This window comes from Holdemania sp. Marseille-P2844, from assembly GCF_900120005.1.
Taxonomy (GTDB): domain Bacteria; phylum Bacillota_I; class Bacilli_A; order Erysipelotrichales; family Erysipelotrichaceae; genus Holdemania.
In genome coordinates this window covers 298969-312745 of sequence record NZ_LT635453.1, presented here as the reverse complement: position 1 = coordinate 312745, position 13777 = coordinate 298969, and the positions used below count along the sequence as shown (strand labels likewise).

At 48.2% G+C, this 13777-nt stretch carries 14 protein-coding genes and 1 other annotated feature; all 14 genes read left to right on the top strand.

Annotation, left to right across the window (positions count from 1 at the left end; genetic code table 11):
- The first annotated feature begins 124 nt into the window (after positions 1–124).
- Positions 125–2044: a tetracycline resistance ribosomal protection protein Tet(32) gene (tet(32), locus tag BQ7364_RS14100; RefSeq protein ID WP_002602099.1), complete on the top strand. Its 1920-nt coding sequence runs from the start codon at positions 125–127 to the stop codon at positions 2042–2044.
- Between the two features lie 81 nt (positions 2045–2125).
- Positions 2126–2470: a helix-turn-helix domain-containing protein gene (locus tag BQ7364_RS14095; RefSeq protein WP_002602098.1), complete on the top strand. Its 345-nt coding sequence runs from the start codon at positions 2126–2128 to the stop codon at positions 2468–2470.
- A 323-nt stretch (positions 2471–2793) separates the two neighbouring features.
- The gene (locus tag BQ7364_RS14090; protein WP_002602097.1) at positions 2794–3561 is read left to right on the top strand and encodes a class I SAM-dependent methyltransferase; all 768 of its coding nucleotides are present in this window, start codon (positions 2794–2796) and stop codon (positions 3559–3561) included.
- A gap of 204 nt (positions 3562–3765) precedes the next feature.
- The gene (locus tag BQ7364_RS14080) at positions 3766–4212 is read left to right on the top strand and encodes an RNA polymerase sigma factor (protein ID WP_002602096.1); all 447 of its coding nucleotides are present in this window, start codon (positions 3766–3768) and stop codon (positions 4210–4212) included.
- Positions 4202–4405, top strand: coding sequence for a helix-turn-helix domain-containing protein (locus BQ7364_RS14075; protein ID WP_002602095.1), 204 nt, complete (start codon positions 4202–4204; stop codon positions 4403–4405). The genes BQ7364_RS14080 and BQ7364_RS14075 overlap by 11 nt, the downstream gene beginning before the upstream one ends.
- Positions 4406–4938: 533 nt before the next feature.
- Positions 4939–5337, top strand: a complete 399-nt coding sequence (locus tag BQ7364_RS14065) for a plasmid mobilization protein (RefSeq protein WP_002602094.1) — start codon at positions 4939–4941, stop codon at positions 5335–5337.
- Positions 5309–6931, top strand: coding sequence for a relaxase/mobilization nuclease domain-containing protein (locus BQ7364_RS14060; protein ID WP_002602093.1), 1623 nt, complete (start codon positions 5309–5311; stop codon positions 6929–6931). The genes BQ7364_RS14065 and BQ7364_RS14060 overlap by 29 nt, the downstream gene beginning before the upstream one ends.
- Before the next feature lie 186 nt (positions 6932–7117).
- Entirely contained in the window at positions 7118–7309 is a 192-nt protein-coding gene (locus BQ7364_RS14055; protein WP_006058351.1) for a hypothetical protein, read from the top strand.
- On the top strand, positions 7299–8057 hold the full coding sequence (locus BQ7364_RS14050) for a phage replisome organizer N-terminal domain-containing protein (protein WP_002605636.1): 759 nt from the start codon (positions 7299–7301) through the stop codon (positions 8055–8057). The genes BQ7364_RS14055 and BQ7364_RS14050 overlap by 11 nt, the downstream gene beginning before the upstream one ends.
- The gene (locus BQ7364_RS14045) at positions 8054–8911 is read left to right on the top strand and encodes an ATP-binding protein (protein ID WP_072685300.1); all 858 of its coding nucleotides are present in this window, start codon (positions 8054–8056) and stop codon (positions 8909–8911) included. The genes BQ7364_RS14050 and BQ7364_RS14045 overlap by 4 nt, the downstream gene beginning before the upstream one ends.
- A complete protein-coding gene (locus tag BQ7364_RS14040; protein ID WP_002605634.1) occupies positions 8908–9090 on the top strand; it encodes a transposon-encoded TnpW family protein in 183 nt (60 codons plus the stop codon). The genes BQ7364_RS14045 and BQ7364_RS14040 overlap by 4 nt, the downstream gene beginning before the upstream one ends.
- A 100-nt stretch (positions 9091–9190) precedes the next feature.
- Positions 9191–10801, top strand: a complete 1611-nt coding sequence (locus BQ7364_RS14035) for a recombinase family protein (RefSeq protein ID WP_002605633.1) — start codon at positions 9191–9193, stop codon at positions 10799–10801.
- Positions 10802–11082: 281 nt separating this feature from the next.
- A complete protein-coding gene (locus BQ7364_RS14030) occupies positions 11083–11475 on the top strand; it encodes a DUF1344 domain-containing protein (RefSeq protein WP_072685299.1) in 393 nt (130 codons plus the stop codon).
- A 214-nt stretch (positions 11476–11689) separates the two neighbouring features.
- Positions 11690–11897, top strand: a binding site (T-box leader).
- A gap of 176 nt (positions 11898–12073) precedes the next feature.
- Entirely contained in the window at positions 12074–13702 is a 1629-nt protein-coding gene (locus BQ7364_RS14025) for a peptide ABC transporter substrate-binding protein (protein WP_234973193.1), read from the top strand.
- The last annotated feature ends 75 nt before the right edge of the window (positions 13703–13777 follow it).

The window sequence follows — 13777 nt, the reverse complement described above, 5'->3', positions numbered from 1 at the left end:
AGCAATCACAAACAGGTGTATGCTGTATATGTGTATGTCCGCAAATTATAATCCCCAGTGGTAAAAGTATTTTACTGCTGGGGATTTTTATGCCCTTTTGGGGCTGTAAAAGGAGGACAATCACATGAAAATAATCAATATTGGAATTCTCGCCCATGTAGACGCAGGAAAAACAACATTGACGGAAAGCCTGCTGTACACCAGTGGAGCGATTGCGGAACAAGGAAACGTGGATAAAGGAACTACAAGAACAGACACTATGATTTTGGAACGGCAGCGCGGAATTACCATTCAGACAGCGGTTACTTCTTTTTGCTGGAATGATTATAAAATCAATATCGTGGACACTCCCGGTCATATGGATTTTTTAACCGAAGCATACCGCTCTTTATCTGTCCTTGACGGAGCTGTTTTAGTCATTTCGGCAAAAGACGGCGTACAGGCACAAACCCGTATATTATTCCATGCGCTTCAGAAAATGGACATTCCGACAATTATCTTTATAAATAAGATAGACCAAAATGGGATCGACCTGCGGCGTGTTTACCAAAGCATTAAAGATAAACTTACCAGTGATATGATTGTCATGCAGGAGGTTTCCCTGTCGCCAAAGATAACCATGACCGATATTTCTGATTTGGACAAATGGGATATGATTATTTCCGGAAGCGATGAACTATTAGAACGATATGTTGCAGAGGATTCTTTGGATATACAGGAATTACAATATGAAAAGTGCAAAAGAACCAGATGCTGCTCTTTGTTTCCTGTTTATCATGGGAGTGCAAAAGACAATTTAGGAACAGAAAAACTGATTGAAGCGATTACAGAAACTTTCATTACAGAAACAGACGATATTCAGTCTGAATTATGTGGATATGTTTTTAAGGTTGAGTATACAGAGCGGAAAAAACGGCTTTCTTATTTACGCCTGTATCATGGGACGCTCCATTTACGGGATACCCTGCTGCTGTCAAAAAAGGAAAAAATAAAGATTACAGAAATGTGTATTCCGTCAAATGGTGAAATCGTCCCGGTTGACCATGCCTGTCCGGGAGAAATTGTTATTTTAGCTGATGATACTTTGAAACTGAACGACATTCTGGGAAATGAAAAACTCCTGCCTCACAAAACACGGATTGATAATCCCATGCCATTACTTCGGACAACGGTAGAGCCGCAAAAGCCGGAGCAAAGGGAAGCCCTGTTAAATGCCCTCACAGAGATTGCTGATACAGACCCTCTTTTGCATTTTGACATTGATACTGTTACACATGAGATTATATTATCTTTTTTGGGAAAAGTACAGTTAGAAGTTATTTGTTCGCTATTAGAAGAAAAATATCATGTGGGCGTGGCTATGAAAGAGCCTTCGGTTATTTATCTGGAAAGACCGCAAAAAAAAGCGAGCTACACGATTCATATTGAAGTGCCGCCGAATCCGTTTTGGGCATCTATTGGTTTGACTGTAACACCGCTTCCTGTTGGAAGCGGAACACAATATAAAAGCGAGGTATCTCTCGGCTATTTAAACCAAAGTTTTCAAAATGCCGTCATGGAGGGTGTGCGTTATGGAATGGAGCAGGGCTTATATGGCTGGGGAGTGACAGACTGCCAAATTTGTTTTGATTATGGAGTTTATTACAGCCCGGTCAGCACCCCCGCTGATTTTCGTTTTCTTGCGCCTGTCGTGTTGGAGCAGGCATTGAAAAAAGCAGGAACACAACTGTTGGAACCATACCTTTCCTTTACCCTTTTTGCACCGCAGGAATATCTTTCACGGGCTTATAATGACGCACCAAAGTATTGCGCAATCATTGAATCAACCAGACTTGAAAAAGATGAAGTTATTTTTAAGGGGGAAATCCCTGCCCGTTGTATTGGTGAATATAGAAATGATTTGAATTTTTATACAAATGGAAGAAGTGTCTGCATTACAGAATTAAAAGGGTATCAGGAAACTTCCGGCGAGCCTGTGTTTCAGCCACGCCGCCCGAACAGCCGTTTAGACAAGATCCGGCATATGTTTCAGAAGATAATGTAACATCTTGCGCAATGCAAACGTTCATTGCTGGCTATTGCGAAATATCATTGATAAAATCAGCATCAGAGAGGAGGAACCATTTTGAACCAGAAACAGACGGATATTACAACAGGAAAGCAAATACGTCATCTGCGAACACAATCGGGAATGACACAGGAAGAACTGGCTGGGAAATTGAATGTTACCCGGCAGGCGCTATCGAATTGGGAGAGAGATGTTAATGAACCCGATTTAAATACGTTGAAAAAAATTTGTTTTCTTTTTGGAGTCCACATGGACGATTTTGCGAAGGAGGTAATAACAAAAATGGAAACATGTGAAAAAAAGAGAAACGACAATTTAATAAGTATGATATGGCAATTGGACTTTTTTATGGTGTCGGGATATTTCTTGGCATTGGTATTTTCTTTGTTGGCGGTTTTATGACAATGTCGGGTGCAGGGTGGGGAGCATCACTATTTGGCGGTGGCTGTTTTTCTCTTGTATTTGGCTTGATATGCCATGCAGTTATTACATTGAGAAGAAATGACAAATGATGACATATCCTGCTTTCTAGTCTTTTCGGTCATATCGCGTAAAAAAGCCGCTGCTTTTGGCTTTCCAATAGCGGCGGCAAAGGGAAATATCCTTTGAATACCTTACAGAAGAAAAGTTTTGCAGCATTATAAAAATAAAAGCCTATACCATTTTGGAAAGAAAAGATACATAATAGTCAAGACGGCAACAATCAGAAGTTATGGAGGGTAACAATGGAATATAGTAAGGAAGATTTAATGGAAGCAAAAAGGCAAATTTTGGGAGTGGGAGAGAACATGGGAACAGAGGAAAGCAAAAAGATCTGGGAGAAAAACGCACAATTTTGGGATGATGCAATGGGTGACGAATCCAATGAATTTCACAGAGAGGTAGTACGTCCCAAAGTAACGGAACTTCTCTCTCCTGATCCTTCGGATTACATTTTGGATATTGCGTGCGGCAATGGAAATTATTCTTCGTATCTTGCACAGAGAGGCGCTTCGGTCGTCGCTTTTGATTACAGCAAAAAAATGATAGAATTGGCTAAAAGACGGCGATCACAATATGCAAAACAAATTGAGTTTTGCGTAGCGGATGCGACCAATAGAGAAAGCTTATTAGGATTAAAAAGAAATCGAGCCTTTACGAAAGCAGTTTCTAATATGGCAATTATGGATATTACGGATATTGAACCGCTTTTTATGGCTGTTTATGAACTATTGGAGGAAAACGGGATTTTTGTCTTTGCAACGCAGCACCCTTGTTTTATCACATTGACTGAAAAATATATGACACCGCACAGTTACTATGATATAGCGATCGAAGGGCAGCCGGAGGAGCAGATTTATTATCATCGTTCCATACAAGATATTTTTAACCTTTGTTTCAGAGCTGGATTTGTCATTGATGGATTTTATGAAGAATGTTTCAAAAACAATAAAGAAATTCCTATGGTAATGATAGTAAGGCTTAAAAAGGTAAAACGTGATAGCTTAAAATAAATTCAAGTTTGCCGGATAAATAGCAAACCCGGCCGAGCCAGTCAACGGTCAAGATGAACGGGCTTCGCCCGCCGTTGACAGCCCCGCCCGGTTTTGCAGTTAGGCAGTCAAGGAGCGACAGCCTAAAGTGCTGCCGCCCCTTACTATCATAAAAAGCAACTACTAACCAGCCACAGCCCTTTTGGGAGGAAAGGGGGATTTTCCATGACCTGTACAGAAGAATATCGGGAACATATCGAGTACACTTTCCATGCCTTTTGCAAAGTCGTTATCCGAAATGCAACGATCAACGCAGCGAGGACACGGAGCAGGAAGCACAAAAGAGAAATATCCCTTGAATACCTCACAGACGAAAAGCACTACCCTTTAGGCACGACAGATGAATATTTCCAAGCCCCGGAGCCGGACGAGGAATACATACTTACCCTTTGCGGCGATACGGTCATTTTCAGCAGCGGTTTACTTGCGGAAGCCCTGTCACGGCTGGACGAACGGGAGCGGGAAATGATTTACCTGTCCTTTTTCAAGCGTATTCCACAGCACGAAATTGGCAGACAGTACGGGCGCAGCCGCAGCACAGCGGGCTACCATATCCGAAAAGCCCTACGGCAGCTCCAAGCGGAAATGGAGGGAATGGCATATGAGAAATAATAGGCTTCTCCCCTATGAAACAATCGTCCAAGCCGCCAGCGGGGAGCCGGAAGCGGTGGGAACTGTATTGCAGTATTACCGCCGCCGCATACAATGTGCCGCCCGTGTGAATGGACGGGTAGACCAAGATACAGAGGACTACATCACCCAGACGCTTCTCACAGCTATTTTCAAGTTCCGCTTTGGGAGATAGCCCTACCGCCTACAACTGAATAACCGCCGCTTCGCCGGCAACCAGAAAGCAGTAAATCTATTCAACAGATTTGCTGCTTTTTTTCGTTCCTGTTTGGCATTTTTGAAAATCCCCAGTATGAAAAAACAAAAGGGAAAATAGCCGCCGCAGTTGGCAAAATCCCTTACTTATCCGTAGAGGGTATCAAAGAAAAAAATACTGCCATTGTCCGCCTATTCCGGCTTGCGTGGTGTTGTAGGGAATAGAGGGGAAATTCTAAAAATCTCCGTCCATTTTGCTTTGCGTGGTGTTGTAGGTAGTGAAAGGAAAATTTTCAAGATAAGCCGGAATAGCGGGTAGCAAAGCCCTTTTGAAACGTTTTGTTAGCGGAAAGGACGGGAGCCGGGGAACGCCGGAGTTTTTCAGAGCAAGATTCTACCGAGGTGCCAAAATTCGCTCTCCGCTTATTTTTGCCCCTGCGGGAATCTTGTTGGGGAGTGCCTTCCCCAAACCCTGCTATGCGCCCTGTCGGGCGAGAAAGGAGGTCACAGACCATGCGAAAGAAATACAATACGCCCCACCGCCGTCATGTGGTAAAGACCCGCATGACCGATGAAGAATACGCCGACTTCACCGGGCGGCTGGCGGCTTATGAAATCAGCCAGTCCGAGTTTATCCGGCAAGCCATACGGAAAGCGACCATACGCCCCATTGTCACCGTTTCCCCGGTCAATGACGGGCTGCTTGCCGCCCTCTCCAAGCTCACGGCAGAGTACGGGAAAATCGGCGGCAACTTAAACCAGATTGCCCGGAGCCTGAACGAATACGGAAGCCCCTACCGGGGGCTGGAAAAGGAAGTGCGGGGAGCCGCCGCCGACCTTGCCGCCTTGAAGTTTGAAGTCTTGCAGAAAGTAGGTGAAGCCGTTGGCGATACTCAAACATATCAGCTCTAAAAATGCCAACTACGGGGACGCTGAAAAATACCTCACATTCGAGCATGACGAGTTTACCATGAAGCCCACCCTTGACGCAGACGGGCGGCTCATACCGAGGGTAGACTACCGCATATCCTCTCTGAATTGTGGCGGGGAGGATTTTGCCGTTGCCTGTATGCGCTCCAATCTCCGCTACGGCAAGAACCAGAAACGGGAGGACGTAAAGAGCCACCACTACATCATCAGCTTTGACCCACGGGACGGCCCGGACAACGGCTTGACCGTTGATCGGGCGCAGGAGCTGGGCGAGAAGTTCTGCGCCGAGCATTTCCCCGGACACCAGGCCCTTGTCTGCACCCACCCGGACGGACACAGCCACACCGAAAATATCCATGTGCATATCGTCATTAACAGTCTGCGGATTGCGGAGGTTCCCATGCTGCCCCACATGGACAGGCCAGCGGACAGGAAAGCAGGCTGCAAGCACCGCTGTACGGACGCAGCTATGAACTATCTGAAAGCCGAAGTCATGGAGATGTGCCACAGCGAGGGGCTTTACCAGATAGACCTTTTGAACGGCAGCAAAGAACGCATTACCGAGCGTGAGTATTGGGCGCAGAAGAAAGGACAGGCTGCCCTTGACAGAGCCAACGCCCCTATTGCTGCGGACGGTATCGCGCCCCGGCAGACCAAGTTTGAAACGGATAAGGCGAAGCTGCGCCGGACTATCCGGGAAGCCCTTGCCGCTGCTTCCGGCTTTGATGAGTTTGCCGCCCTGCTTCTCCGGCATGGTGTGACCGTCAAGGAGAGCCGGGGGCGGCTAAGTTACCTCACGCCGGACAGGACGAAGCCAATTACCGCCCGGAAGCTGGGGGACGATTTTGACCGGGCTGCTGTCCTCTCCGTTTTGGAGCAGAACGCCGCCAGAGCCGCCGAAAAACCCGCAGCCATAGCGGAATACCCCGGCAGTATCAAAGACCGCTTACGGACGAAAAAAGAAGCGAAAAACGCCCCGAACAATGACGCTGTACAGCGCATGGTAGACATAGCCGCCAAGCGAGCCGAGGGGAAAGGACGGGGCTATGAGAAGTGGGCGACCATGCACAACCTCAAACAGATGTCGGCTACCCTCATGCTCTACCAGCAGTATGGCTTTTCTTCCCCGGACGAGCTGGACGCTGCCATTTCCGCAGCCAACACCGCCACGCAGGAGAGCCTTGCCGGACTGAAAGGGCTGGAAGCCGCTATCCGGGAGAAAAAGGAATTGCAGCGCAACCTTTTGGGCTATATCGGCACGAAGCCCGCCCGTGACGGTCTGAAAGCGCAGAAATCGGAGAAAGCCCGGAGAGCCTACCGGGAACAGCACGAAAGCGATTTTATCATAGCGGACACAGCCGCCCGTTATTTCCGGGAGCATGGAATAACCAAGCTGCCAGCCAGCAAAGCCCTGCAAAGGGAGATTGAGCAGCTTACCGTCCAGAAGAACGCCGGATATAACGACTACCGGGAGAAACGCCAGCGGGCGCAGGAGCTTCAGACAGTCAGACGCAATATCGACCAGATTTTAAGGGGCGCACCGAGCCAGCAGAAAAAGCGTGAACAGGAGCGTTAAAGACCGCCCCGAAATGATACCGAAACCCTACAAAAATACAGGTATGATATGAACCCTTACCGCAATACTCCCCGACTTCCAAACGGGGCTTACAGGGCAGAAAAAGCCCGAAAATGATACCGAGAACATACAGAAAATGCCCCCTATCCCGCTACACCGATAGGAACGGCAGAAAGGAGCTTACCATTGCCGAGAATGAGCAAGAAGCGGCGGCTGGAATGGTCTTTCTTCCTCAACCACCGCAACCGTATCACTTACAACGACCTATGCCGGGGCTGCACCCGTGACTGCAAACAGAGCTTCCGGGCGGTTATCATACTATGCCCTCGCTATTATTCCAAACGCTGGAAAAAGGAGGACGCAGCCTATGGCAGATAACCGCAAATATTACTACCTCAAGCTGAAAGAGAGCTATTTTGACGATGATGCAATCGTTCTGCTGGAAAGTATGCAGGACGGCGTTATCTATTCCAACATTCTCTTGAAGCTGTACTTGAAATCGCTGAAAAACGGCGGGAAATTGCAGCTTGACGAGAATATCCCCTACACCGCCCAGATGATTGCGACCATTACCCGCCAGCAGGTAGGTACCGTAGAGAGAGCTTTGAAAATCTTTATGAAGCTGGGGCTTGTGGAGCCTTTGCCAAGCGGCGCACTCTACATGAGCAACATTGAGCTTTTAATCGGCCAGTCCTCTACCGAGGGGGAGCGCAAGCGCAGGGCGCGGCTGGCTTTGCAGGAACAAAAAGCCCTGCCGCAGACAGGGGCGGACAAATGTCCACCATATCGAGCGGACATTTGTCCACCAGAGATAGAGATAGAGAAAGAGATAGATATAGAAATAGAAAAAGAGAGAGAGTTAGAAACGGGACACCCCGCCCCCGCCGCCTATGGCAGATACCACAATGTCATTCTTTCCGATACGGAGCTTGACGGGCTGAAAACAGAGCTTCCCGGCAAGTGGGAGTATTACATTGACCGCCTATCCTGCCATATCGCTTCCAGCGGGAGGAAATACAAGAGCCATGCAGCCACGATTTTCAAGTGGGCGCAGGAGGACGCAGCCAAGAAAGCCCCGAAAAAGGGCATACCCGATTATACCTGTAAGGAGGGCGAGAGCTTATGACGAATGGATTTGATGAAATGATTTTGAATATGACCGACACCACGCCGGAGCCGGAGGACTACACCGGCGAGGACGGGCTTTTATACTGCGGGAAGTGCCACAAGCCCAAAGAGGGCTATTTCCCCAAAGAAACCGCCGCATGGCTGGGGCGTGACCGCCACCCGGCAGAATGTGACTGCCAGCGGGCAGAGCGTGAGGAACGGGAAGCCGCAGATAAACAGCGCAGTCACCTTGAAACTGTCGAGCGGTTGAAGCGGCGGGGCTTTACAGACCCGGCTATGCAGGGCTGGACGTTTGAGAACGACAACGGCAAGTGCCCGCAAATGGAACACGCCCATTTCTATGTGGAGAACTGGGAAACCATGAAAGAGCGCAACATTGGCTATCTGCTATGGGGCGGCGTTGGCACAGGCAAGAGCTATTTTGCGGGCTGTATCGCAAATGCCCTTATGGAGCGTGAAATCCCCGTGTGCATGACAAACTTTGCATTGATATTGGGTGACCTTGCCGCCAGCTTTGAGGGCAGGAATGAATATATCTCCCGACTTTGCAGCTTCCCGCTGCTTATCCTTGACGATTTTGGAATGGAACGGGGAACGGAATACGGCTTAGAGCAGGTCTACAACGTGATTGACAGCCGTTACCGCAGCGGCAGGCCGCTGATCGTCACGACTAATCTCACGCTGGAGGACTTGCAGCACCCGGAGGACACCGCCCACGCCCGCATTTATGACCGTCTGATTGAAATGTGTTCTCCTGTCCGCTTTACCGGGAGCAACTTCCGAAAAGCCACGGCGCAGGAGAAAATGGGACAACTGAAAAAGCTGATGAACAGAAAGGAGAGCCGCCTATGACCAACACCCCAAAGAATGACCGCAGCACCCGCCGCCCGGATTGCGTGACGGAAATCCGCATAGGTAATTCTGTCCTTGTCGTTTCCGGCTATTTCAAGCAGGACACCACCGCCACCGCCGCCGATAAAATGCTGAAAGTGCTGGAAGCGGAAGCTGCTACACAAAAATCGGCAATTTGACGGGACGTAAAGAAGCAGAAAGGACTGTACAGCCAGCCCCGGCGTGTGGTATGATAGTCATACGGAATAGTGGGGCTGGCTGTCGGAAATGGAGGACACTATGTTAAGACAGACCACCCGAAACCTTATTACCGCCCTTTATCCGAGATTATCCCACGAGGACGAGCTGCAAGGTGAGAGCAATTCTATTTCAAACCAGAAGCGTATTCTTGAAACCTATGCGAAGCAGAACGGCTTTTCCAATCTGCAATGGTACACAGATGACGGTTATTCTGGGGCGAACTTCCAAAGACCCGGTTTTCAAGCCATGCTTGCGGACATTGAAGCCGGAAAAGTCGGCACCGTTATCGTCAAGGATATGTCACGGTTAGGGCGAAACTATCTGCAAGTGGGAATGTATACGGAAATGATTTTCCCACAGAAAGGCGTCCGCTTTATCGCTATCAATGACGGAGTGGACAGCGCACAGGGCGACAATGATTTTGCCCCTCTGCGGAACATTTTTAACGAATGGCTGGTGAGAGATACGAGCAAGAAAATCAAAGCAGTAAAACGGTCTAAGGGTATGAGCGGGAAGCCCGTCACGAGCAAACCCGTATACGGCTACTTTATGGACGAGGACGAAAATTTTATCATTGACGGGGAAGCCGCCCCTGTTGTGCGGCAGATTTACAGCTTGTGCCTTGCCGGGAACGGGCCGACCAAGATAGCCCGTATGCTCACAGAGCAGGAGATCCCCACGCCGGGAACGCTGGAATACCGTCGGACGGGAAGCACCCGCCGCTACCACCCCGGCTATGAGTGCAAGTGGGCGACCAATACCGTGGTACATATCCTTGAAAACAGGGAGTACACGGGCTGTCTGGTAAACTTCAAGACGGAGAAGCCGTCCTACAAGACCAAGCACAGCGTAGAGAACCCCATTGAGAAACAGGCGATTTTCGAGAACCACCATGAGCCTATCATTGACACCCAGATGTGGGAGCGTGTGCAGGAGTTACGCAAGCAGCGCAAACGCCCGAACCGCTATGATGAAGTGGGCTTATTCTCCGGCATACTCTTTTGTGCCGACTGCGGCAGCGTCCTTTACCAGCAGCGTTACCAGAACGCCACCCGCAAGCAGGATTGTTATATCTGCGGGAGCTACAAGAAGCGTACCCGTGACTGTACGGCGCACTTTATCCGCACCGACCTGTTGACCGCCGGAGTGACCGACAATCTGCGGAAAGTCACCAGCTATGCAGCGAAGCACGAAGCCCGGTTTATGAAGCTGCTGATCGAGCAGAACGAGGACGGGGGCAAGCGCAGGAACGCCGCAAGGAAAAAGGAGCTGGAAGCCGCCGAGAAGCGTATCAGCGAGTTATCCGCTATCTTCAAGCGGCTGTATGAGGACAGCGTGACCGGGCGCATTTCAGACGAGCGTTTCACGGAGCTGTCGGCAGACTATGAAGCCGAGCAGAAAGAACTGAAAGAGAGAGCCGCCGCTATCCGGGCAGAGCTTTCCAAAGCGCAGGAAGCCACGGTAAACGCAGAAAAGTTTATGAATGTTGTCCGCAAGTACACCAGCTTTGAAGAACTTACCCCTACCCTTTTGCGTGAGTTTGTGGAGAAAATCGTTGTGCATGAGTGCAGCTATGACGAGAACGGCACACGCAGACAGGACATTGATATTTATTACTCTTTCGTTGGCAAGGTAGACCTGCCCGAATGACCGCCCGACCTATCCGGCGCAATGCGCAAACGCCGGATAGGAACGGCAAAATTTTTTACACTTCTACTACTTCTTTATCACACATCAGCAAATATTCAAGTAATGAACAGTACTTGGGATGATATTTGGACTCAAATGCAGGCTAATAATTGGAAGCCTGTCGAATACAGCGAATAAAATTATGACAAATTCATGACATTTCCTGCTTCCTTCAATTTTTTCCTTTTTCAATTTCTCTAATCTTATAGTATCACCCAAAAGGATACATGGAGGATAAAGAAATGAAAAAGATAGTGATGATCATCTTAGCCGCAGGTCTGTTATTCGGGGCTGCCGCTTGCCAATCCAAGGAAGACAAAACAACGCCGACACCGGAAGCAACGTCCAGTATGCCGGAGGCAACGCCGGCGGATAAGCCGGAAACCACAGAACCGACAATGGCTCCCGAAGCGAAACAAGGTGAAGAAAAAACCATCACCGGAAAAATCAGCGATATCAAAAATGTCATGTTTATTCTGGATGATGGAAAAGACGCCTATGTTTTCCCGATTGATGAAAATTTCAAAATGGAGGGTATCAAAGATGGTGATCAGGTAACAGTCACCTACACAGGCGAACTCAGCGTCACCGGCGATACTGAATTTACTACCGTCAAAGTTGAAAAAGCAAACTGATCCGAAGAACTTTACTTACGAACAGATGAGGATGAACTACTCCTCATTTTTCTTTGTCTGCTTTTAGAAATTTGATAGTCAGCAAAACGAGACCGGAATAAAATAAAGAGTATGAATTTCTCTTTCTTTTCCGCATGAAAAATATTTCTTATTTTATGAAAATATAATCATTCTAGCATTGACATCTTTTCATTTCTCGTTTAAACTAAGAACCATAAAATCAATGAACAGAAAAAGTAATTGGAAAAATCCATCAGCGAGCTGATACAGAGTGGAAGGTCAGCGGCACGTTTCCAATGAAAACGCATCTGGGAGATGACTTTCTGAATTCAGTAGGAAAGTCCGAATATCCGCGTTAAGGATTTGAGGAGGCCGGAATAAACCGGCAATTAGAGTGGCACCGCGAATCCATCGTCTCTAGCATAGGCTGGGGACGATTTTTATTTTCCCTCAGGATTCTGGAAAGGAGTGATGTTGATGATTCCCGCTGTAAACATATCAATTCATAAACAGAAATCAGAAATCCAACATTCCAGGAAACGTTATCGACGATGTTTCTGCATCTTTAACGAAACTCATCTAAGAAAGGAAAATAACCATGAAAAAATTAAATATGCTTCTCTGCGCAGGCTTATTCATCCTGAACACCGCCTGTTCTTCCAACGCTAATGTTTCTTCACCAGAACCGGAAACAAAACAAAATTCCATTGTCGTCGCGGTTGGAGGCCAGATCACAACGCTCGACCCCGGTTTCAATACAGAGACTGTCAACAATTACATTCTTGCCCATACCCTTTCCAGTCTGATGACCAAGGATGAAAATGGCAACGTCATTCCTGAGCTTGCCGAGAACTGCACCGTAAGCGACGATGGTCTGACCTATACTATAAAAATCAAGGAAGGGCTGACCTGGAGTGATGGAAAAGCTCTGACTTCACAGGATTTTAAATATGCCATCCTGCGCAACCTGACCTATGGCGCGGAAAACTCCCTGACGATTTACAATCTGACCACCTATTTAAAAGGCGCGGAAGAAATTGCGGCAAATACCGATCTGGACGCGGAAACGATCGAAATTGACGGAGTCCAGACGCCGGATGAGTCTACGCTGGTTTTAACTCTGAAACAACCCTGCGCCTTTTTCCTGAATCTGTTAACTGGCAACGTCTTTGCGCCGTTAAGACCAGATTTTGCGGATGCGCACGATTCCACATGGGCATTAAAACCCGGTTATCCAAGCATCGGCGCTTACCAGCTGGCGGAATGCAATGAGAACGAAAAAGCCGTCATCGTCAAAAATGACAGCTATTACAAAGCTGATGAAATCACGCTGGATCAGATTACATTTCTGGTCATGCCGGACAGCGACGCCCAGTCGCTCGCTTATAAAAATGGCGAAGTTGATGTCGCGTTAAACGTTCCGGTTGATGTTGGCGTCAATTATCCAAACCAGAACGAAGTCTGGAATATTCCGTCTCCAACCTCCTACTTCATCGCAATAAACTCTGGTTCTACCGCTCCGGAAAGCCTGAAAGACAGCCGGGTCCGGAAAGCACTGGCCCTTGCCATCGACAAAAAAGCTCTGGCTTCCACCCTGGGCCCTGAGGAATACTATCAGGCATTAGGCGGCTATGTCCCATCCGGACTTAACGGCGCAGATGGGGATTTCCGGAAGGAAGCCGACGCGAAAGGGACTCTGCAGGCGTATGACCCGGAACAGGCGAAGACGCTGCTGAAAGAAGCCGGTTATGACGAAGCCCATTCGTTAAAAATCAAATACAAATATTCTTCTTCCTTCATCCACGCCGACGTTGCGCAGATTTTGGAAGCGATGTGGAAAAATATCGGAATCGACTGCGAACTGGAGGTTGTGGAATCCGGCGTCTTCTATAATCAGATCGACAACGGCGACTTTGAACTCTCCCGGTACGGCTACACCGCCAGCGATGATCCATCCCAGTTTTTGACCTTGTGGACTATTGGACAACAAGTCGTTCCTGCGGTCGAGGATCCCGCTTATGATCAGATGATTGAGGACGCTGCGAAGATTGTGGATCATACGGAGTATATGAATGCACTGCATGCGGCTGAAGAATACCTGATTGAGCAGCAGGCCTATATCATTCCGCTGTTCAGCTATAACACACCGATCCTCAAGAGTGAGAAAGTCCAGAATGCCACGAAGAAAGGAACCACACCGTATTACGGCTACGTCACGCTGCAATAACATCCCGATTCTCTCTCCCTGCTTCACACTCCCTCCCAATCTTTTCACAAAAAAGGATGAACATGCACTTCTCAT